Annotated in this window: 22 protein-coding genes; 10 read left to right on the forward strand and 12 right to left on the reverse strand. The window is 72.1% G+C overall.

Features of this window, described 5'->3' with window-relative positions:
* Positions 1–97: 97 nt before the first annotated feature.
* The 3 genes from HNR68_RS08295 (at position 98) to HNR68_RS08305 (ending at position 3364) form a co-directional block, all read left to right on the forward strand.
* Positions 98–1102 carry a hypothetical protein gene (locus HNR68_RS08295; RefSeq protein ID WP_179719215.1) on the forward strand — a complete coding sequence of 335 codons (1005 nt, stop codon included), beginning with the start codon at positions 98–100 and terminating at the stop codon, positions 1100–1102.
* 231 nt (positions 1103–1333) lie between these two features.
* Positions 1334–2521, forward strand: coding sequence for an acetyl-CoA C-acyltransferase (locus HNR68_RS08300; RefSeq protein WP_179719217.1), 1188 nt, complete (start codon positions 1334–1336; stop codon positions 2519–2521).
* 144 nt (positions 2522–2665) lie between these two features.
* Positions 2666–3364: a hypothetical protein gene (locus HNR68_RS08305; RefSeq protein ID WP_246330411.1), complete on the forward strand. Its 699-nt coding sequence runs from the start codon at positions 2666–2668 to the stop codon at positions 3362–3364.
* On the opposite strand, the gene HNR68_RS08310 is transcribed toward HNR68_RS08305, so the two are convergent.
* The 3 genes from HNR68_RS08310 to HNR68_RS08320 all read right to left on the reverse strand — a co-directional run bounded on the left by HNR68_RS08310 (position 3365) and on the right by HNR68_RS08320 (position 5559).
* Positions 3365–4684: a DNA polymerase IV gene (locus HNR68_RS08310; protein ID WP_179719221.1), complete on the reverse strand. Its 1320-nt coding sequence runs from the start codon at positions 4682–4684 to the stop codon at positions 3365–3367.
* A gap of 98 nt (positions 4685–4782) precedes the next feature.
* The gene (locus HNR68_RS08315) at positions 4783–5121 is read right to left on the reverse strand and encodes a TipAS antibiotic-recognition domain-containing protein (RefSeq protein ID WP_218888232.1); all 339 of its coding nucleotides are present in this window, start codon (positions 5119–5121) and stop codon (positions 4783–4785) included.
* Between the two features lie 252 nt (positions 5122–5373).
* On the reverse strand, positions 5374–5559 hold the full coding sequence (locus HNR68_RS08320) for a hypothetical protein (RefSeq protein ID WP_179719225.1): 186 nt from the start codon (positions 5557–5559) through the stop codon (positions 5374–5376).
* A 941-nt stretch (positions 5560–6500) separates the two neighbouring features.
* Between HNR68_RS08320 and HNR68_RS08325 the strand changes: the two genes are divergently transcribed.
* Positions 6501–7217 (forward strand): helix-turn-helix domain-containing protein, encoded by a 717-nt coding sequence (locus tag HNR68_RS08325; RefSeq protein ID WP_246330804.1) that lies wholly within the window; start codon positions 6501–6503, stop codon positions 7215–7217.
* Here HNR68_RS08325 and HNR68_RS08330 read toward each other — a convergent pair.
* From HNR68_RS08330 to HNR68_RS08350, 5 genes are all read right to left on the reverse strand, one after another.
* Entirely contained in the window at positions 7199–8176 is a 978-nt protein-coding gene (locus tag HNR68_RS08330; protein ID WP_179719229.1) for an ABC transporter substrate-binding protein, read from the reverse strand. The two genes, HNR68_RS08325 and HNR68_RS08330, sit on opposite strands and share 19 nt — an antisense overlap.
* Before the next feature lie 66 nt (positions 8177–8242).
* Positions 8243–9286, reverse strand: coding sequence for an ABC transporter permease (locus tag HNR68_RS08335; RefSeq protein WP_179719231.1), 1044 nt, complete (start codon positions 9284–9286; stop codon positions 8243–8245).
* Entirely contained in the window at positions 9286–10050 is a 765-nt protein-coding gene (locus tag HNR68_RS08340; protein ID WP_179719233.1) for an ATP-binding cassette domain-containing protein, read from the reverse strand. The genes HNR68_RS08335 and HNR68_RS08340 overlap by 1 nt, the downstream gene beginning before the upstream one ends.
* On the reverse strand, positions 10047–11090 hold the full coding sequence (locus tag HNR68_RS08345; protein ID WP_218888233.1) for a class I mannose-6-phosphate isomerase: 1044 nt from the start codon (positions 11088–11090) through the stop codon (positions 10047–10049). Before HNR68_RS08345 ends, HNR68_RS08340 begins: the two co-directional genes overlap by 4 nt.
* Positions 11087–12061 carry a LacI family DNA-binding transcriptional regulator gene (locus HNR68_RS08350; protein WP_179724780.1) on the reverse strand — a complete coding sequence of 325 codons (975 nt, stop codon included), beginning with the start codon at positions 12059–12061 and terminating at the stop codon, positions 11087–11089. Before HNR68_RS08350 ends, HNR68_RS08345 begins: the two co-directional genes overlap by 4 nt.
* Positions 12062–12501: 440 nt before the next feature.
* On the opposite strand from HNR68_RS08350, the gene HNR68_RS08355 reads away from it, so the two are divergent.
* The 4 genes from HNR68_RS08355 to HNR68_RS08370 all read left to right on the forward strand — a co-directional run bounded on the left by HNR68_RS08355 (position 12502) and on the right by HNR68_RS08370 (position 15082).
* Positions 12502–13890 (forward strand): glycoside hydrolase family 47 protein, encoded by a 1389-nt coding sequence (locus HNR68_RS08355; RefSeq protein ID WP_343049998.1) that lies wholly within the window; start codon positions 12502–12504, stop codon positions 13888–13890.
* A 252-nt stretch (positions 13891–14142) separates the two neighbouring features.
* Positions 14143–14352 carry a hypothetical protein gene (locus HNR68_RS08360; RefSeq protein WP_179719237.1) on the forward strand — a complete coding sequence of 70 codons (210 nt, stop codon included), beginning with the start codon at positions 14143–14145 and terminating at the stop codon, positions 14350–14352.
* Positions 14328–14645, forward strand: coding sequence for a divalent-cation tolerance protein CutA (gene cutA, locus HNR68_RS08365; RefSeq protein ID WP_179719240.1), 318 nt, complete (start codon positions 14328–14330; stop codon positions 14643–14645). The genes HNR68_RS08360 and cutA overlap by 25 nt, the downstream gene beginning before the upstream one ends.
* 77 nt (positions 14646–14722) lie before the next feature.
* Positions 14723–15082: a DUF3817 domain-containing protein gene (locus HNR68_RS08370; RefSeq protein ID WP_343049999.1), complete on the forward strand. Its 360-nt coding sequence runs from the start codon at positions 14723–14725 to the stop codon at positions 15080–15082.
* A 7-nt stretch (positions 15083–15089) separates the two neighbouring features.
* Here the strand turns inward: HNR68_RS08370 and HNR68_RS08375 are convergent, their stop codons facing one another.
* Positions 15090–15590: a MarR family winged helix-turn-helix transcriptional regulator gene (locus HNR68_RS08375; protein ID WP_179719242.1), complete on the reverse strand. Its 501-nt coding sequence runs from the start codon at positions 15588–15590 to the stop codon at positions 15090–15092.
* Positions 15591–15739: 149 nt separating this feature from the next.
* Between HNR68_RS08375 and HNR68_RS08380 the strand changes: the two genes are divergently transcribed.
* Positions 15740–16042, forward strand: a complete 303-nt coding sequence (locus HNR68_RS08380) for an MTH1187 family thiamine-binding protein (RefSeq protein ID WP_179719244.1) — start codon at positions 15740–15742, stop codon at positions 16040–16042.
* An 89-nt stretch (positions 16043–16131) separates the two neighbouring features.
* Here the strand turns inward: HNR68_RS08380 and HNR68_RS08385 are convergent, their stop codons facing one another.
* Positions 16132–16413 (reverse strand): hypothetical protein, encoded by a 282-nt coding sequence (locus tag HNR68_RS08385; protein ID WP_179719245.1) that lies wholly within the window; start codon positions 16411–16413, stop codon positions 16132–16134.
* 310 nt (positions 16414–16723) lie between these two features.
* Between HNR68_RS08385 and HNR68_RS08390 the strand changes: the two genes are divergently transcribed.
* Positions 16724–17638: a tetratricopeptide repeat protein gene (locus tag HNR68_RS08390; RefSeq protein ID WP_179719247.1), complete on the forward strand. Its 915-nt coding sequence runs from the start codon at positions 16724–16726 to the stop codon at positions 17636–17638.
* A 76-nt stretch (positions 17639–17714) separates the two neighbouring features.
* Here the strand turns inward: HNR68_RS08390 and HNR68_RS08395 are convergent, their stop codons facing one another.
* Together HNR68_RS08395 and HNR68_RS08400 are read right to left on the reverse strand one after the other, a co-directional pair.
* A complete protein-coding gene (locus HNR68_RS08395; RefSeq protein ID WP_179719249.1) occupies positions 17715–19181 on the reverse strand; it encodes a neutral zinc metallopeptidase in 1467 nt (488 codons plus the stop codon).
* Between the two features lie 364 nt (positions 19182–19545).
* Positions 19546–20766, reverse strand: a complete 1221-nt coding sequence (locus HNR68_RS08400; RefSeq protein WP_218888824.1) for a neutral zinc metallopeptidase — start codon at positions 20764–20766, stop codon at positions 19546–19548.
* Between the last annotated feature and the right edge of the window lie 60 nt (positions 20767–20826).

The raw sequence follows: 20826 nt of genomic DNA on the forward strand, positions 1-20826 counted from the left end.
AAGCGTGAAAAGTGGATGATCGAATTGCCCCTTTGAGCGGAGTCGGGTGACCTTGCAGTCACCGAGCATGTGGCTGATTCACGTGAGAGGGGCGCACATGGCAAGAAGGCAACGTGGACCGGGCCGCACGAGCGCGGTGCTGCTGGCGTCGATCGGACTGGTGGTGGGCCTCGGTGGCCCGGCCCTGGCGGCCGGGGGCGACGGGGTGCCCAGCGGCGGTGGCGGCGACAACCCGTCGGCCGACCAGCTGCGCCGCGAGCGGGCGTGGGTCCGGCTCGGGGACCTCAAGTTCGGCGCGGAGCCCTACGAGGCGGTGCAGTCGGCGGCCGCCGACGCGGCCGGGAAGGCGGACTGCGAGATCAGCACCACCGCGGCCACCAACCTGGTGCTGTCCCCGACCTGGCCCGAGGTGGCCGGCTCCGGGGACTCGCCGTCGCCGATGACGCTGTCCCGCTACGACGACCAGACCTCGCTGGCCGACCCCGAGCAGCGCGACGACGGGCTGTTCTTCAACCCCGGCGTCGGCATCTGGCAGCTCGACTCCGCGGGGCTCGGCGCGAACGAGACCGCCGCGACCGCCATCGACTCGGTCGGCGCCGCCGGCAAGATGGCGCCGTACATCGTCGGCAAGTACTGCAGCGCGCGCAACGGCGGCGCCACCGCGGCGGAGGCCCGCGCGGCCGCGTGGAAGGACTGGCACGCCTGCGACGAGGGCGCCTGCGAGTCGATCTACCAGCGCCTGGAGGCCGACGGGGTGGTCAAGGACTCCACCGTCGACCGCTACGGCGGTGCCGAGATGCGCACCTGCACCTACGAGGGCGCCGAGTACGACTGCCTGTACGTCGACCCGAGCAAGGCGCAGGGCGAGGACGCCTGGACCTCGCCCGACTTCGGCCCGGCCCCCGTCCCCGACCCCTTCTACGTCTTCACCTACAGCGAGTCCGGCACGGACTACGAGGTCCGCTACTGGCTCAAGAGCGACTCCGGCGCGGACACCGACGTCTCGGCCTCCCGCGAGCTCGGCGTCAACGCCCGCACCAAGCTGACCTGGGCGGCCGAGTCCGGGCTCTGCGACACGACCACCGGAGCCGGCACCTGCTAGCTGCCCGAGCTCGCCAAGCCCGCTCGCGCACCGGTCGCGGGCGGGCCTGGCGGCGCTGCGGTGGCACCGCGGGCCGGGGGAGGTGCGAGCATGGGAACCTTCCTGTCATCCCCGCCCTATGGCAGTCGTCACAGGTGGCACCGGGTGCCACGGCGGGTATGGTCCCGGTGGCGCTCGCCGGGCCATGATGGTGGCGGCGCGACGAGGCGTGGCACGGACCGGGAGGTAGTCGTGGGCAGTTCGGTGATCGTGGCTGGTGCGCGGACCCCGATGGGTCGGCTCCTCGGGTCCCTCAAGGACTTCTCCGGCGCCCAGCTCGGCGGGTTCGCCATCAAGGCCGCGCTGGAGCGCGCCGGGGTGCGCCCCGACCAGGTCGAGTACACGATCATGGGCCAGGTGCTCACCGCGGGCGCCGGCCAGATCCCCGCTCGGCAGGCCGCGGTCGCCGCCGGGATCCCGATGGACGTGCCGGCGCTGACCATCAACAAGGTGTGCCTGTCCGGTCTGGACGCGATCGCGCTGGCCGACCAGCTGATCCGGGCCGGTGAGTTCGACGTCGTGGTGGCCGGTGGCCAGGAGTCGATGACCCAGGCCCCGCACCTGCTGACCGGTTCGCGCGAGGGCTTCAAGTACGGCGACGTGCAGATGCTGGACCACATGGCCCACGACGGGCTGTTCTGCGCGTTCGACCAGGTCGCGATGGGCCTGTCCACGGAGAAGCACAACTCCCGCTACGGCGTGACCCGCGAGGAGCAGGACGCCTTCGCCGCCCGCTCGCACCAGCGCGCGGCCGCGGCGGCGGAGAAGGGGCTCTTCGCGGACGAGATCGTCCCGGTCGAGGTCCCCCGCCGCAAGGGCGACCCGGTGGTCGTCGACGCCGACGAGGGCGTGCGCCCGGACACCACGGTGGAGTCGCTGGCCAAGCTGCGCCCGGCGTTCGCCGCCGACGGCACCATCACCGCGGGGTCGGCGTCGCAGATCTCCGATGGCGCGGCCGCGGTCGTGGTGATGAGCAAGGCCAAGGCCGAGGAGCTGGGGCTGAGCTGGCTGGCCGAGATCGGCGCGCACGGCGTCGTCGCGGGCCCGGACGCCAGCCTGCACGAGCAGCCGTCCAACGCGATCAAGGCCGCCTGCGCCAAGGCCGGCGTCGACGCCACGGACCTGGACCTGGTGGAGATCAACGAGGCGTTCGCCGCCGTGGGCATCGTGTCCACCCGGGCGCTGGGCATCGACGAGGAGAAGGTCAACGTCAACGGCGGCGCGATCGCCCTCGGCCACCCGATCGGCATGTCCGGCGCGCGGCTCGCGCTGCACCTGGCGCTGGAGCTGCGGCGGCGCGGCGGCGGGACCGGTGCGGCGGCGCTGTGCGGCGGCGGTGGCCAGGGTGACGCCCTGCTCCTCCGGGTCCCGTCGGCCTGACCCTGAGAACACCCTGACATCGACCCTGGGATCGGTCGCCGACCAAGATCATCCGGAGTCGGCGTGGCTACCCTGGTCGGCATGAAATGGCTTCCAGGGGGATGGGAACGCGCTGACCGGGTCAGGAACCAGGAGCGGACGACGGTGCGCGCTCGTCGTCCCGACTGGCGCGGCACCGCCCGCTACACCTCGGAGCACGCTGCGACGCAGGGCCCGGCCACCCGGGTGCAGCCCGGGCCCGGGCACCGGCCCGTCGTGCTCGGCGCCGACGCGCGGGACGTCGACGTCAGCGCGAGCATGTTCCGGGCCCTGGTCATCGGCGGCGGCCTCAGCGGCCTGGGCACGGTGCTGGTCGCGGCGGCGCTGGTGAACAAGGGCAGCACCGTCGGGCTGTGGGTGTGGCAGCTCGTCTTCGCGGTGCTGTTCCTGTGGTTCATCGCCGGTTCCCGCGGGGTGTTCAACGGCCGCGGCTTCCTGGTCGACCGGAGCGGCTTCTACGCGCGCACCACCGGCGAGGTCTTCGGCGTGTCGTGGGACGAGATCAAGGCCGTCGGGATCGGCACCCTGCCGTGGGTGCAGCACGGCCGCCTCGTCGCCCCCGACCGGCGCCAGGCGCTGGAGTTCTACCCGGCCGACCCGGGCTTCGCGGCCCGGCACCCGGAGCTGGAGCGCTGGCGGGTGATCGAACCGGCGTCGCTGCCGGGCATGCCGGACGAGCGCTACCGGTTCCACCTGCCGCCGTTCAGCAGGCTGCCGCGCGCCCTGGAGGGAGCGGTGCAGGACGTCGTCCCGCAGAAGTGGGTCGGCCACTACAAGCGCAGCCTGCCGGGCCCGGAGAACTGATCACCAGCCGAGGCTGTCCACCGGGTCCGCGGGGGTCAGCTGCGGGTCGTCGATGGCGAACGTGCGGGCCACCCCGCGCCCGGTGGCGGCGGTCTCGAACCGCACCGTGACCCGGCCGTGGCCGGCGCCCTGGACCCAGCCGTGCCCGTGCTCGGGGTGCCGCACGTCGTCGCCGGCCCGCCACTGCCGGACCTCGGGCCCCGGGCTGGGCCGGGACACCGGCCGCGGGGCGAGCTCGGCGTCCGCGTGCTCCTCGGCCGGGTCGTCGAAGAGCGGCTCCTGCTCGTAGGTCGCCAGGCCCGAGTAGGACACGCCGACCAGCCGCACCGGGGTGCCGGGCGGGACCGCGACCGGCAGCAGCCGCCGCGCCGCCGCGGAGAGCGCGCCGAGGTCGCTGGTCGCCGAGGCGAAGGTCGCCGAGCGGCTGATCGTGGTGAAGTCCGAGTCGCGGACCTTGAGCGTCACGGTGCGCGCGGCGCGGCCCCCGGACACCAGCCTGCGGTGGGCCGACTCGGCGACCCCGAGCACCTCCGACAGCAGCTCGGCCCGGTCGGTGATGTCGACGTCGAAGGTCGTCTCCGCACTGACCTGCTTGGCCTCGGCCCGTTCGGCCACGGGACGGTCGTCGATGCCGTGCGCGAGCCGGTGCAGCTCGGTGCCGTGCGCCTGGCCCAGCAGCGAGACCACGTCGTTGAGGGTGAGCGCGGCGAGCTCGCCGATGGTGTGCACCCCGATGCGGTGCAGCTTGGACTCGGTGACCGGGCCGATGCCCCACATCGTGCGCACCGGCAGCGCGGACAGCAGCTCCAGCTGCTCCTCGGCGGGGACCACCAGCATCCCGTCCGGTTTGGCCAGGTCGGAGGCGATCTTGGCGAGCTGCTTGCCCGGCCCGGCCCCGATCGAGGCGGTGACCCCGACCTCCTGGCGCACCCTCGCCCGCAGCCGGCGGGCGAACTCCTGGACGCGTTCGGTGGGGGCGTCGGCCAGCTCGGTGGGCTCGAGGAACGCCTCGTCCACCGACACCTGCTCGACGACGTCGGAGACCTCCCGCACGATGCCGAGCACCCGCTGGCTGACCACCTGGTAGACGCGGAACCGCGGGGGCAGCACCACCGCCACCGGGCAGCGGCGCCGTGCTTCGGCCATCGGCATCGCCGAGCGGGCCCCGTACTCGCGCGCCTCGTAGCTGGCGCCGGCCACGGTGCCGCGCGGGCCGAGCCCGCCGACCAGCACCGGCCGGCCCCGCACGGTGGGGCGGGTGAGCTGCTCCACGGACGCGAAGAACGCGTCCATGTCCACGTGCAGCACCCACCTCCGCATGAGGACCATTCAACGGGATGGGCCCGACAGCGGCCGACGGGGCCGGGCGGGGTGCGAGGAGGGGAACCTTCCTGTCACCCCGCGCGCGGGGCCGGGGGTCAGCGGAGGTTCGCCCAGGCGTAGTGGATCATCGCCTCGCGGAGGTAGGCGGCCATGCCCTGGGGTTTCTTGCGCTCGATGCGGCGGCGGAACTTCGGCTGGTTCACGTACATCTCCGCCAGCCGCAGGTAGGAGGCGCGGTCGGGCGTCCAGAAGTTGCCGATCCAGCGGTAGTGCTCGCTGATGACCTGCTGGACGCGGGGGTCGTTGCTGGGCACGCCGGTGGCGAACAGCTCGGCGACGGCCGAGCTGATCCGGTTCCAGTCCTCGCCGATCTTCTGCGCGAGGGCTCGCCGCTGCTCCGGGGTGAGTGGGCCGTTGGCCCCTGCGGGCGTCATGTTCCCGATCAGGGCGGTTCCGTCCTCGACGGCCTCCGCCTGGTCGAGCCCGGGGTTCCCAAACACCTTGTCCGGTTGCACGGCGTCCCTTCCTCCACTCCGGCACGGCTCAGGTGCACTTCGACAGAGCACAGGCAGTGACCATCGCTCGCCACGATCTGCTGAGGATGTTCATCTGCCCGTGGCACAGTAACGGAGCGACTTTGGCACCGCGGGTGATTGGGGAGATCCGCTACCGGGCTGTGACGGCGATCAACCCCGCTCGCCCGGATCGTCGTCCTCCGGCTCGTCGCGAGCCGGCTTCGCGGGCGGCGCGAGGTACACCACGCCGCGCTCCAGGTCCAGCGGCCCACCCGGGTCGTGCTGCTCCGAGATGCCGCCCTGGTCGCCTTCGTGCTTGAGCTTGCGCCCGGGGAGGAGTTCACCGTAGGAGGCCATGCCCCCACGGTAACCGCGCACCACCGTCCCGGTCCCGCCCGCGAACGGGCATCCCACGGCACGCGACGGCTCGGGCAAGGGCCCGACCCCTCGCCCGAAGACGCTCCACGAGTCGTTCGGGACCTGATGGGGTAGGAGGCGGCTTTCCTCCTCTGGCCACCGAGATCGAGAAGCGCCGGAGCACTGAGGCCAGTTCGCTGGAGCAACTCGTGTTCTCGGTCGTGGAACACGAGGAATTCCGACGACACCCGGAACGGTTCGGGCCCGTTCCGAGGCATGCCGCGAGACCGCCAACGCACACGGGAATGAGCGACGGAACAGCACCGTTCGAAGTCGAGCGGACCCGAACCTCTCGAATGCCGAGAACACCAGGCCGCGAGCTGGATGTCATCGCTCCCCGCCTCGACGAAGAGTCGAGGCAGGGAGCGAAGGGATCGCAGCCGCTGCTCGTTCTCGTGTCTCGCACGAGCTCCACTGAACTCGTCGATCGTGGTCCACTGCTCGGCCGCGAGGTGTTCGGCGTGCACGGCCACACCCGAAGCCATCGCCTGGTAAGTGGTGAGGTGCACCCGACGGACCAGTTCACCGCCCGCCCAGATGTACACGTGCTCCCCAGCGCGGACGTGCCACGGCAGGTTCTTGAGCGGTGAGTGCGTCACAGCCGCACCCGCTTCCGGCGCTTCACCATCGCCCGGTACACCCGACGTTCCCGGCGCTGTTCGTGCCAGCGCCACAACAACGCACGCACGAGGAAACCTCCTCAGTGCTGCCGCAACGGGGTGCTTCGGTAGGTCGAGGGGTTCACCTACCGAAGCACCCGTCCGCATCGTCGGCGGCACTGATCACGGGGTGTGCAGACGAGGTGTCTGCACGTGTCTGCGGAGGAGCTTGGGCAGCTGCTGAGAGCCGCGAGGCTCGATGCCGGTTCGTCGCTGTCCCGCATGGCAGAACTGACTCACTTCTCGAAGTCCTACCTGGGGCAGGTCGAGACGGGGACACGTGCGGTGACTCCCGAGGTCCTGGAGGCCTACGGGCGAGCGTTGGGAGCGGCGATGTGGCGCAGGGAGATCACGCACCCGAGACTGGTCCGGGTCAAGGGCACCCAGCGGCTGGTGGAGCTCGTCCGGTCGGTGCAGTCGGGGCGGCCTGACGCGTTCGGCGAGAAGCCGACCGCGCACGCGACGGACATCGCGGTGGGCACGCGCATGGACCCCGATGGCGTCCGCCAGTTCCGGAAGTGGATGACCGAGGGCGAGACGGCGACGCTGCGCACCAACTCCTTGAGCGTGATCGCCACGGTGCCCGGCCGGGAGAACGCCGAACTCGTGATCGACGTGCTGGAGAACGACCCGAGAGGTCCGGCGGTTGTGCCTGGCGTCGGAGGTGTCCCGCCTGACTCAGGTCGACTGGCAGACCGCGCTGCGGGTCGCCGACGACATCGCCAGCCACCCGGACCCGGAGAAGCTCGCCCGCACGGCGGCGAAGGAAGCGGTGGACCCGAAGGACACCGAGAGCCGTTGGTGCGGCGCGTGCGTGCTGCGTCACCTGGCCCCAGTGCTGGGTCGCGCCCAGCGGGAAGTCGCCGGAACACGAAGGAGCCCCCGAGTTCCCACGGACTCGGGGGCTTCCTCGGTCGCTGTCAGCAGCTGGACTTGTAGAAGTACTGGCTCTGCTGGTCCATGTTCTCGCGGGTGATGGCGATCATCTCGGTCTTGGTCTCGCGCTCGACCGGCTCGCCCTTGATCGCCGCGATGGCGCGCTTGACGCCCTCCTGGCCGATCTTGCCGGGGTTCTGCGCGATGAGCGCCTGGACCCGGCCGTTGCGCAGGTCGTCGACCTGCTTGGGGCTGGCGTCGAAGCCGACCAGCTGGACCTGACCGGACTTGCCCGCGTTGGACAGCGCCGTCGCCGCGCCCTCGCCGGTGTTGAGGTTGGTGGCGAACACGCCCACCAGGTCGGGGTTGGCGGCCAGGGTCGAGGAGACGATCTGGGCCGCGGTCGCCGGCTCGTTCTCGGTGTACTGGGTCGGCAGCAGCTCCAGGTCGGGGTGCTTGGCGATCTCGTCCTCGAAGCCCTTGGCGCGCTCGTCGGTGGTGGAGGTGCCCGCCTTGGTGTTCAGCGCCAGCACCTTGCCCGGCTTGTCGCCGACCAGCTGGGCGAGGGTCTGCGCGGCGAGCTGGCCGCCCGCGTAGTTGTCCGACGACAGCGAGGTCACCGCGATGGAGCGGTCCTCGAGCGCGGTGTCCACCTCGACGACCTGGATGCCGTTGTTCTTCGCCTGCTGCAGCGGCGCGGCCAGCGCCTTGTCGTCGGTCGGGGAGATGATCACCGCGCCGGGCCGGGAACTGACGATGCCGCCGAGGATCTGCGACTGCTCGGCCTGCTCGAACTTCTCCGGGGCCTGCACGTTGAGCTGGTAGCCCTGGGCGGCCGCCTCCTGCTGGGCGGCGCACTCGATGGAGACGTAGAAGGGCTCGCCGCGCATCCCGGTGATCAGCGCGAGGTTCTTGTTGCCGGGGTCGGTCTGGCCCCCGCCGGTGTCACCGATCTGCCCGGAACCGCAGCCCGCCAGCAGCAGCGCGGCACCCACCGCGAGCACCGTCTTGCACGCTCTCATCCGAAACCACCTTCCACACACCGTTGTGCCGAAAACTCCGTGCCCGGTTCCCGCGCCCGCGCGGGTTCAGCGGCTGTTGCGCGCCTTCCGCCTGCGCTGGTCCAGCCACACCGCGGCGACCAGCACCGCGCCCACCGCGATGGGCTGCCAGAACGGGCGCACCCCGGCCATGACGAACCCGGCGTCGAGCACCGCGGGGATGAACACGCCGATCACGCTGCCCAGCACCGTCCCGACGCCGCCGAACAGGCTCGTGCCACCGAGCACGACCGCCGCGATCGCGTTGAGGTTGTCGTTGCTGTGGCCGCTGATCGTGGTGGTGCCGAAGTAGGCCAGTGACATGAACCCGGCCAGCCCGGCCAGCAGACCGGTCAGGGTGTAGACGGCGACGAGGTGCCGGGTCACCTTGATGCCGCTGCGGCGGGCCGCTTCGGCGTTCGAACCGATCGCGTAGGTGTAGCGGCCGAAGGCCGTGGTGTGCAGCAGCCAGATCGCCAGCAGCGTCACCACCGCGGCCAGGATCACCAGGTTCGGCACGACGCCGAACGAGGTCCCGGTGCCGAGCGTGGTGCGCAGCGCGCTCGGCACGGTGCGCACGTCGATGCCGTTGGTGAGCAGCTGCGCGGCACCGAGCGCCGCGCCGAACGAGCCGAGCGTGACGATGAGCGCGGGCACCCGGGCGACCGCGACCAGCACCCCGTTGAGCACGCCCCACACCGCGCCGCCGGCCAGCGCGACCACGAGGCCGATCGCGATCACGCCCCACCCGGCGCCGGTGGCGTCGCCGCCGCTGAGGCCCTCCATGGTCATCGCGGAGACGACGCCGGAGAACACCAGCACCGAGCCCACCGACAGGTCGATGCCGGAGGTGATGATCACGAACGTCATGCCGACCGCGAGCATGAGCAGCGGCGCCGCCTGCACCAGCAGGTTCTGCGCGTTGAACAGCGTGGGGAACGCGTCCGGGCGCAGGACGCTGAACAGCACGCACAGCCCCACCAGCACCAGGCCGGTCCACAGCGTGTTGGACCCGGCCAACCGCGCACCGAGGCCCTTCTCCGGCGTGAGCGTGTCCACTTCGGACTTCTGGGATCCCTGCTGGGTGGGCATCAGCTCGCGTCCTCCTGCGACAGCGCGCCGGTCATCGCACCGACGAGGTCCTCCAAGGTCACCTCGGCGGCGTTGAACCGAGCCACCCGGGTGCCGAGGCGCAACACCTCGACCCGGTCCGCCACCGACAGCACTTCCGGCATGTTGTGGCTGATGAGCACCACCGCGATGCCGGTGTCGCGCACCCGCCGGATCACGTCCAGCACGCGTTCGCGCTGCACGACGCCCAACGCCGCGGTCGGCTCGTCCATGAACACGAGCTTGTCCGCCCACGCCACCGAGCGGGCCACCGCGACGCTCTGCCGCTGGCCGCCGGACAACGAGCCGATCGGCACCGTCAGGTCCGGCAGCGACACCCCGAACTTGGCGAACTGCTCGGCGGCCTGCGCCCGCATCCGCGCCTTGTCCAGCATGCCGAGCCGCCCCAGCAGACCGGGGCGGCGGATCTCCCTGCCCAGGAACAGGTTCGCCGCCGGGTCCAGGTCCGGGGCGACCGCGAGGTCCTGGTAGGCGGTCTCGATGCCGTGCGCCCGGGCGGTGGTGGGCGAGTCCAGCACCACTGGCTGCCCGGAGACCAGGATCTGCCCGGAGTCCGGTTGCTCCACTCCGGACAGGCACTTGACCAGAGTGGACTTCCCGGCCCCGTTGTCGCCGATGAGCGCGACGACTTCACCGGGGTGGACGGTGAACGACGCGCCGCGCAGCGCTTCGACCCCGCCGTAGCGCTTGACCAGGTCGCGGGCCTCCAGCAGCGGTTCGGTCATCTCCGGCTCCCTGCGGACGGCGGGCGGCAGTGCACCGCGGTGAGATCGCCTTCGAGCTGCGCGGCCCCGGCCGCGTGCGGCACCACGACCGTGGAACCGCGCCGCAGGTCCAGGTCGCTGCCGTTGTCCGAGCGCAGCTTCCCGTTGCCCTCCAGCACGATCAGCACCCCGAAGGACGGTGCGAGCTCGACGGAGCCGTGCAGCCGGTCAGCGCGGAAGAACGGGGCGGCGTCCTCGGCCAGCAGCTCCACCCGGCCCGAGTCCTGGTCCGCGGTGTGCTTGATCAGCGACGCCAGCACGGTGTCGTCGAACCCGCTGTGGTTGAGCGTTTCCAGCGCGGTGCGCTGGTCCATGCCGAGGAACGCGCTCTCGGCGTCGGACAGGAACCCCTGCCACTCCAGCGTGACGGAGAAGTCCGTGGGCTGCTGCAGCTCCACGATGAACACGCCTTCGCCGATCGCGTGCGGGGTGCCCGCGGGCACGTGCACGGTGTCACCGGGGCGCACCGGGATCTCGTTGAGCGACCCCAGCATCGCCGAGGAGTCCTGCGTGCTCACCCAGCGCTCGACCACCTCGGGTGCGACGTCCTCGCGGAACCCCAAGTGGACGACGGGGTTCGGGCCGCTGGTGCCGACCACGATCCACGCCTCGGTCTTGCCGAAGCGGGAACCCAGGTGCTGCTGGGCGAACGTGTCCGACGGGTGGCAGTGCACCGGCAGCCGCTGTCCCGCGTCGAGCAGCTTGACCAGCAGCGCCGTGCTGTCGCCGAACGCGGCGACGTGCTCGGTGCCCAGCCACTGCTCGGGCGCCTCGCGGACCGCGTCGCGCAGCCAGCGACCGTCGGGCAGCCGGGACAAGCCGGACTCGGCCTGGCCGAACCGCGTCGTGGTGGACGCGACCCAGTCCTCCGGGCCGAACTCGCGGTCGTCACCGCCGCCGCGCAGCGCCGCGATGTTCGTGCCACCGCGGTAGAACTGCTGCGGTTGGTTGGCGGGCAGGGCGATCGCCTGCACCGACTGGTCATCGTGGACAGAACTCAACGGGTTACCTCTCCAGAACCTCGGGCCAGAAGCTGGGTGGGGACGACGATGCGGCGCGGTGGGGAGCGGTCACCGTCGAGCCGCGAGAACAGCAGCTCGGCGGCCGACCGGCCCAGCGCGCGGGTTTCGTGGGTGACCACCGTGACCGGCGGGTCCAGCAGGTCGGCGAGCTCGAAGTCGTCGAAGCCCACCAGCGCCGGGCGGTCGGGCCGCCCCGCCAGCGCGCGCAGCGCCTGGATGGTGATCCGGTTGTTGCCGGTCACCAGCGCGGTCGCGCGCCGCAGGGTGGTGCTCAGCGCCTCGGCCACCGACTCGTCGGTGTGCGGGCCCATGACCACCAGCTCGGGGTCGAACGGCACACCGGCCCGCGCGCACCCCTCGCGGAAGCCCCGCAACCGCTCGGCGGCGGTGTGGATCTCGGGGGCGTCGCCCAGGAACGCGATCTCCCGGTGGCCGTGCGCGGCCAGGTGCTCGGCGGCGAGCGCGGTACCGCCGGAGTTGTCGATCAGCACGACGTCGGCGTCGAGGTTGCCGGGCGGGCGGTCCACGAACACCACCGGCGTGCCCGCGTTGATCTCGTGCGCGATGTAGCCGTGCTGGTGGCCGGCGGGAACGACGACCAGGCCGTCGACGCGGCGCGCGCAGAACTCCAGCACCAGCTCGCGCTCCCGTGCCGGGTCCTCGTCGGAGGAACCGGTGAGCACCTGCTTGCCGCGGGTCCGCGCGACCTCCTCGACCGCGCGGGTCAGCACCGAGTAGAAGGGGTTCGCCAGGTCCTCCAGCACCAGGCCGAGCGTGCCGGTCCCGGTGCCGCGCCGCAGGTTGCGGGCACTGAGGTTGCGCCGGAACCCCAACTGGTCGATCGCGGCCAGCACGCGCTCCGCCGTGGCCGGGTGCACCCCGCTCTCGGCGTTGACGACCCGGGACACGGTCTTGATGCTCACGCCGGCCAGGCGCGCCACGTCGCTCATGGTGGCGCGCCGGACGTTCCCGGGGTCAGACAACGTTGTCATGGTGTGGCGCATTGCACCCCACCTGGCCGACCGCTGTCAATCCCGGTGGCGGGACCCGGCCACGGCGCCTCCCGCGGCGGGGAGGGGTGACAGGAAGGTTCCCGTGCTCCACCGCCACCACCGGCCCGCCGCGCTCGCGGGTGGCAGGAAGGCTCCCGTGCTGCGCACCGACCTGCGCTGCGGTGACAGGAAGGTTCCCATCCTCACCCCCCGCCGTCGCCCGGCCGCGCGCGTCAAGGCGGCGGACGGCGGTACCGGACACCGCTGATCGCTCGCGCGGGATGTCGGAACCGGACAGGAACCGCGCGGCGCATTGACCTTCCCGGCTCTGGCGGCAACTGTGATCCGCGCGGCTTGACAAGGTTGTCCAGCGACAGGAGGCGGCGATGCTCGGAGGCGTGTCCCGGAGAACGGTCCTGCTGCTCCTGGGCGGGGCGGCCGCCGCGGGTGGGTGGCTGGCGGCGGCTCCGGGCACCGCCTCCGCGAGCCGGGACTGGGAGCGGGTCGCCGAGTCCGTGCGCCGCGAGTACCTGTGGGCGTGGCAGCACTACGTCGACCGCGCGCTGGGCGCCGACCACATCAAGCCGGTCTCGGGCGGGCGCGAGGACTTCTTCGTCCCCGGGCACTCCGTCGGGCTCAGCGCGGTGGAAGCCGTCGACACGCTGTGGTTGATGGGCGCCGACGACGAGGTGGCGCAGGCCGTGCAGTGGATCGAGGACAACCTCAGCTTCGACATCGACGCGCCGTTCCAGGTCTTCGAGACCAACATCCGCATGGTCGGCGGGCTCGCGGCGGCCTACCACTGCACCGGCCGCCCCAGGCTGCTGGAGCTCGCCGTCGACGTGGCGGACCGGTTGCTGCCGGCGTTCACCGAGTCGCCGACCGGCCTGCCCTACCGCTACGTGAACCTGGCGACCGGGGAGGTCAGCCGCCCCGACACCAACATCGTCGAGGTCGGCACCTACATCGCCGAGTTCGGCGTGCTGTCGGAGTGGACCGGCGACCGCCGCTACTACGACCTGGCCAAGCGGGCCATGCGCGTGGTGTACGACAAGCGCACCGAGCTCGGCCTGCTGCCGCACGACATCGACGCCGAGACGGGCGAGTGGCGCAACCGCCAGGCCACCGTTGGCCCGCCCGGTGACTCCTACTACGAGTACCTCTGGGACGGCTACGCGCTGTTCGGTGACGAGGAGCTCCGCCAGTGGTACGACACGCTCACCGACGCGATCCTCGCGCACCAGGCCGAGCGGCACGACGGTCTGCTGTGGTTCCCGCAGGTCGACGCGTTCACCGGGGAGGTCCTCAGCCGCGAGCAGAGCGTGCTGGCCGCGTTCTACGCGGGACTGCTCGGCGAGTCCGGCCGGGTCCAGGAGGGCCGCGCGTACCACGACGCGTTCCACGCCGTGCAGGAGGAGTTCGGCGTCATCCCGAACTCGGTCGACTACACCACGATGACGACCAGCGACCCGGTCAACGAGCTGCGCCCGGAGTTCGCCGACGCCGCGCTGGCGCTGTGGCTGGCCACCGGTGACGAGGTCTTCCGGGAGCGGGCCGCGGTCCACTACGCGAACATGCTGCGGACCTCCAAGGCGCCCTACGGCTTCGCCGGCCTCGGCGACGTGACCGCCGAGCCACCGACCCAGCTGGACAGTTGCCCGGGCTACTGGTGGTCGGAGCAGATGAAGTACTACTGGCTGCTGTTCTCCGGCACCCCGCGCTTCGACTACCGCGACAACTACCTGACCACCGAGGCGAACCTGCTGCGCGGCGCCCGCCGACCGTGACAGGGAGGTTCCCGTGCTCGCACCGCGGTCACCCGCGGACGCGGCTGGGACCGACCCCGAGCACCTCGGCCAGCGCGGGGTGCACCCGGCCGGGGTCGACGGTGCTGGTCCGGCGCTCGGCGACCCCGGCGACGACGAACGGGTCCTCGGCGGCGATCCGCTCGACCGCCTCGCGGTCGACACCGCGCGCAAGAACCCCCCGCCCTCGGAGGTGGGGGTGGTCTGCCTGGACAGCACGAACGTGCCCCCGGCGTGGTGGCGTTCCAGGAACTCGACGTGGCCGGGCGCGTGGTCCGCCGCGTCCTGCTCGGACCCGGTGCACCGCTGGAGGAGGTGGAGCACGTCCTGGTCTTCGCCTGCGGTGGCCGTGGTGGCCGAGGGCGCGACGTGGAGCATGGGAACCTTCCTGTCACCGCAGGCCTGGTTACGCTGGGGGAATGGCTGATCATGTGCTGGTCGTGACCACCACGGGTTCCGAGGAGTCCGCCGCCGCGCTGGCGCGGGGTGTCGTCGAGGCCTCGCTGGGCGCGTGCGTGCAGGTCGTGCCGATCCGCAGCTTCTACGTGTGGGACGGCGCGGCGCAGGACGACCAGGAGTGGCAGTTGCAGATCAAGACCTCCGCCGCCCGGCTGCCGGCGCTGGTCGAGCACCTCAAGGCCGAGCACAGCTACGAGGTGCCGGAGATCATCGCCACCCCGATCGTCGGCGGGAACCCCGACTACCTGTCCTGGGTCGACGAGCAGACCGGGGCGTAGCGGACCGGCGTCGGCGTGGCCCCGATCACCCGGCACACTCGCAGGGGGAAGCCGTTGCAGACGGAAGTGGGGTCGACGTGCCGCGGACTCATGCCGGGTGGTTCCGGTTGGTGGCGATCGCCGAGGCGCTCTCGTGGGTGGGGCTGCTGGTGGCGATGGCGTTCAAGTACGGCTTGGACATGCCGCTCGGCGTGACCGTGATGGGCTCGGTGCACGGCGCCGTCTTCACCGCCTACGTGGTGACCTGCCTGGTGGTGTTCAGCCCGCTGCGCTGGCGGTTCTGGGTGCTGGTGCTCGCGCTGGCCGCGTCGGTGCCGCCGCTGGTCACGGTGTGGTTCGAGCGCTGGGCGGACCGGCGCGGGCTGCTGACCGAGCGCGACTCGGACGAGCCGACGTTCTGGACGCGCGTCGGCCACGTGCTGCGCGAGCTCAACTAGCTCCGGCTCAGAAGTCGCCGGCCGCGTGCCGGACCTTGCCGAGCAGCTCGGTGAGCTGCTGGGTCTGCCGCTCGGTGATGCCGCGCAGCCCGAAGTCGATCTCGGTGACCGCCTCGGTGGCCTTCTTCATCAGGTCCCGGCCGTCCTCGGTGATCTCGACGAGGGTGGTGCGCCGGTCGGTGGGGTGCGGCATCCGCCGCACCAGGCGGTCCTGCTCGAGCCGGTCGACGATGTTGGTCACGCTCGTGGGGTGCAGCTGGAGCCGGTCGCCCATGACCCGCATCGGCAGGCTGCCGCGCTTGGAGAAGGTCAGCAGCACCAGCGCCTCGTAGCGGGCGAAGGTCAGGTTGTGCGGCCGGAGCGCGTTGTCGACCGCGGATTGCAAGATCTGCTGCACCCGCATCACGCTGGTCACCGCGGCCATCGTCGTGGACGGGCCTACCCGTTCGGCCCAGATCTCGGCTGCGCGTGCGATGGGGTCGAAGGGCAGCGGGTTACGGGTGCTCATGGTGTTCGACGCTAGCAGCGGTGACCCGTGCCGTTGTGGGCTGTCGTGCTGTGACCGGTGGGATCGGCGACAGTGGGAGCGCGCGAGGAGCATGATCGCATCGACGGCGGCGGTGCGGTCCGCCGGAACTCAAGCGGGAGGAGCAGGACGTGCTGGTGGCGTTCAGCGTGGCCCCGAGCGGGGTCGGTGACAGCGACAGCGTCAGCGCAGCGGTGGCGGCTGCGGTGAAGGTGGTCCGGGAGTCCGGGCTGCCGCACGAGACGACCTCGATGTTCACCACCATCGAGGGGGAGTGGGACGAGGTCATGGACGTGGTGAAGCGGGCGACCGAGGCGGCCTCGGCCGGGGCGCCGCGCACCAGCCTGGTGCTCAAGGCCGACATCCGCCCGGGCCACACCAACCAGCTGCACGAGAAGGTGCGCCGGGTGGAGGAGCACCTGCGCGAGCAGTGACCCGCGCCCGTGGTGCGCGGGTCGGGACGCGGAGCGGGGGCGGCGCCAGGTCTGACGCCGCCCCCGCTGTCAGGTCCGGTCCGTGGCCCTCAGAGCTTCGGGTGGTCCACGACCGGCGCGTTGACGCAGGTGTTCACCTGCGGCGACAGGGCCGGCACGACGGCGCCCACGAGGGCGGCGACGTTGTCGCCGCACAGCTGCACTGGGACGGCGCTGATGTTGTTGTCGTCGACCGCGTTGATGCCGTTGTTGTCGGCGCTGTCCGCGAACGCAGCGGTGCCGAGGGTCACGACGCCGAGGGCGGTGGCGCCGGCGACACCGGCAACACGGGTAGCAATACGCACTGTTCCGTACCTCTCGTTGAACTGCATGCAGGAGGTCCACCGAACGGAGACCCCGAAGCCCGCGGGTGACCAGCGGTCCCCGCAGGCTTTGCACACACATTCGGAACTGGGGTCCGGCGATCTTGAGGGGTGCGGCCGCGCCTCCACCTCATAGAGGGAAGTCATTCACTGCTCCGTGTTGATCTCTGGATCCGTCGGCGTGTCGTGCTTGGTGCGGCGAGATCGCCGACGGCGAAACATCCACCGCCCTGCCACCGCTCGGCCGGCGGAACGTGTCAGGATGGGGAGCGTGACGAGGCCGGATCCACGCCAGAACGCAGCAGCAATGTCCGCCGCGATGGCGGGCGCAGTCGACCTGTCGGCTCTGAAGAGCCGCGCGGAGGCCAACGCTCGCGCAGCCGCGCAGCCGGCGGCCAGCGGGGATGGCGGTGCCGCGCCGACGACCGCAGCGGTCGTCGACGTCACCGAGGCCGACTTCCAGGCCCAGGTCGTCGAGAAGTCCCTGCAGGTCCCGGTGGTCGTCGACCTGTGGGCGACCTGGTGCGGGCCGTGCAAGCAGCTCTCCCCGGTGCTGGAGCGCCTGGCCCAGGAGGCCGGTGGCGCCTGGGTGCTGGCCAAGGTCGACGTCGACGCCAACCCGCGGATCGCGCAGCTGTTCCAGGTGCAGTCGGTGCCGATGGTCATCGCGATCGCCGGCGGGCAGCCGGTGGACGCGTTCACCGGCGCGCTCCCGGAACCGCAGATCCGGCAGTGGATCGACCAGCTGCTCAACGCGCTGCGCGACCAGCTGCCCGGCATCCGCGCCGCGGAGCAGGCCCGTGGCGGCCAGGCCGAGGAGCCCGAGGACCCGCGGTTCACCGCCGCCGAGGACGCGCTGGAGCGCGGTGACTACGCCGCCGCCGAGGCCGCCTACCAGCAGATCCTCGACGCCGAGCCGAACAACGAGCAGGCCAAGGCGGGGCTGGCGCAGGTGAAGTTCACCGCTCGCGCCGAGCAGGCCGACCCGTCCGCGATCGAGCGTGCGGACGCCGCGCCCGACGACATCGACGCCCAGCTGGCCGCCGCCGACGCCGAAGTGGCCGCCGGCAAGGTCGAGGCGGGCTTCGACCGGCTGGTCCGCACGGTCAAGCGCACCTCGGGCGACGAGCGGGACCGGGTCCGCCGTCACCTGGTCGAGATGTTCGAGGTCTTCCCGGAGGGCGACGAGCGCGTCAACAACGCGCGCCGGGCGCTGGCCAGCGCCCTGTTCTGAGCCCACACGTGGCGCGGCCCGTCACCGCGGCGCCGACGTGGCGCCGGTGACGGGCCGCGCCGCCGTTCCCGGGGGATCAGGGGGCGCTGTACTTCGTGCTGCAGGGGGCCATGCCCTCCTGCACGCCGATGCGGAACGCCTCCACGCGCGCGAACCCGACCGGCACCTGCTTGCCGTTGACGTCGGCCGCGATCAGGCTGTCCTCGCCGAGCAGCGCGGCCACTCCCTCGTCGATGTCCTCGGCGACGACCCGCAGGCTGCCGACCGGGTTGCGCTTGCCGATCGGGTCCTCCACCAGCAGCCCGCTCCAGGCGCCGACCATGCACGCCGTGCGCAGGCCCGCGGCGGGGTCGTCCAGCGGCAACCCGGCCGCCTTCTGCACCGACAGCGCGTACCGCGAGGCGACCTGGGCGTAGGCGGCGAAGTCGCCGTAGCCGGACTCGGCCTCCTTGCTCGGCGGCTGGGCGATGCGCTGCAGCGCCGGCAGGTCGAGCGAGACGGTGTTGGTGGACGCGCAGTACGACGCCGGGGTCGTCCTCCGGCCGCACGAGGACTGCCCGGTGGTGATGGTCGGCGGCTCGGCACCGGTGTCGCGGAAGACCTCCTGCAGGCTCTTCTCGACCGCTTCCAGGCCCCGCTCGTCGACCGGCAGGTCGGTGTCCTGCCCGGCCTTCCACGAGCCGAACAGCGTGGTGCGCCGGGAGACGTCGTCGAAGTCCATCTTCGCGCAGCGCTGCGGGCCCTCGTCGAACCCGTACTGGAAGGCGGTGACCCGGTCGAACGCGCTGCCGTGCGCGTTGCTGCCCATGAAGTCGGACTTGCCCGGGGCGTCCCGGATGAAGCTCAGCACGCCCATGACCTCGTTGAGGCCCTTGCCGGTGGAGATCTGGAAGTACCGGGAGGAGCCCTCGGCGACGTACCGGAAGTAGGCGCCGGCGAAGCAGTCGGCCTGCTGCTCCATCACGATCACCTGGTCGTCGGGCTTGACCGTGCGCGCCCGGTGCTGCACCGCGTGCCCCATCTCGTGGGCGAGCACGGCGACCACGGCCATCGGCCCGAAGCTGTTGTCCAGCTCCGGCAGCAGGGTGCCGCGGTCCCAGGCGACGAGGTCGTCCGGCGGGCAGTAGAAGGCGTTGACCACGCCCGCGGTGTTCTCGCCGCACAGCTGCTGGCCGGGGCCGCCGGAGTCGTAGGAGACCAGTCGCTTGACGGGCACGAACCGCTTGCCGTCGAAGGTCTCCGGGAAGACCGAGCTCCAGTACTCGTCGATGTCGGCGACGGCGTTGCGGGCCAACCTGTCCATCGGGCCGTTGTCGGTCCCGTCCACGGGCAGCGGCGCGTCCGGGGCGTCCGGCTTCGGCCCGCTCGGGCCGTTGGTGACCGGCAAGCCGGCCACCTCGGTGGTCGAGTAGCTGCCCATGGTGGTCGGGACGCCGCTGATCTGCTGCGCGCAGCCGGCGACCAGCGCGGCGCACGTGAACGCGGACAGCGCGGTGCTCAGGACTCGCTTCCGCTGTCGGCTCCTCGTCGATACCCGTGACACTGGCGCGCCCCCATCCTGCTGCAGGTGCGAAGTTCTCCGCGCACCGGGCGCACCCTGCGCCGCCCCGGTGCCCGGAGCAGCCTATCGGGTGATCGATCACCGCCACGGCGCTCTCGCGGATCTGGCCGGGTGACAGGAAGGTTCCCATCCCCAGGCCTGGTGGGGCGGCGGGAAGGCTCCCCCGCTCCGGTCGAGCTGGTCCTGGGGCGGAGGGAGGTTCCCCGTCCGGATCGGGCGGGATGACAGGGAGGTTCCCGTGCTCGCGCCCGGCGGGTGACAGGAAGGTTCCCTTCCTCAGGTCAGGCGGCAGGGAGGTTTCCCTGCTCCGGTGGGCGATGACAGGGAGGTTCCCTTCCTCGCGGCGTCAGCCGCAGGCGCGCGCGCCGCCGAGGGCGCCGGTGCGGAAGGCGGCGAAGCGGTCGAGCCCGGTCAGGGTGTTCTCGCCCCGGGCGTCGCGGGAGACGTCGTCGGACTCGAGCACCACCGTCACGGCTTCGTCGAGGTCGCCCCGCGTGAGTCCGGGCTGGGCCGCGGTGAAGGCGCCGGTGAGGCAGACGACCTGCTCGCTCGCGGCCGGGCCGGTGGTCGGGCGGCCCTGCTCGGCGAGGGCGGCCAGCGCGAACGTCGCGGCGAGCAGCGTCGTGGCGGCCTGGTCGCCGGTGCCGGCGTGCACCTCGGCCAGCGCGGCGCGGTCGAGCACGACCGTCGGCGGGCGTGGGCAGAAGCCCACCGGGCCGCGGGCCTCGGGGCAGCCGGGCCGCGACTGGACGACCGGTGGCGTCCACCGGTCGCCGACCAGGTTCCCGAAGAAGGCGGAGGCGCGGTCGGTGCGCAGCGCGTCGTCGAGCGGGACGTTGGGGCCGTCGGGCGGCAGCGCGGCCAGCGGTGTCCTGGTCGCTTCGGTGCACCCGCGCGGGCCGCGCGCGTAGCCCTCCTGGAACGCCGTGACGCGCTCGAACGCGCTGCCGTGCGCGTCGGTGCCCTGGAGGCTCACCGGGTCGCGGAAGACGGCGATCGCGCGCAGCGCGCCGTCCAGCTGTCCGGGGTCGATGCGCAGGTGCTCCGCGCGGCCGTCGGCGACGGAGCGGACGAAGGCACCGGCGAAGCAGTCGGCCATCGCTTCGAGGCGCGCCGGCTCCGCGTCCTCGCCGAGCCCGGCGCGGTGCTGCACGGCGTGACCGAACTCGTGCGCGAGCACCACGACGACCGCGGCGTCCCCGTAGTGCTCCCGGAGCACCGGCAGCAGTGCGCTGCGGTCCCAGGCGATGGCGTCGACGGTGGCGCAGTAGTGCGCGTTGCCCTCCAGATCGCGCACGTCGGCCACGCAGGGCGGCGCGGTGCCCGTGCCGGTGGTGTCGGCGGAGAAGAACCCGCCGTCGAGCTCGCGCCACGGTGCGCCGAACACCGCCGGGTACTGCTCGGCCCAGTAGTCCTGGACGTCGGTGACGACGGTGGCGGCCAGCCGGTCGACGTCGCCGCGGTCGGTGCCGTGCACGAAGGCCGGGTCGACGGTGTGATCGGCCACACCGGGCGGTGCCGCCGGGGGCGCTGCCGCGCACGCCGCGACGAGCACCAAGATCATCATCGTCACTGGTCCGAACGCTCGCACGACGCCCAGCTTCGCACCCGTCGCGGCCGCTGGTAC

It is taken from the genome of Saccharopolyspora hordei, assembly GCF_013410345.1.
GTDB lineage: Bacteria > Actinomycetota > Actinomycetes > Mycobacteriales > Pseudonocardiaceae > Saccharopolyspora > Saccharopolyspora hordei.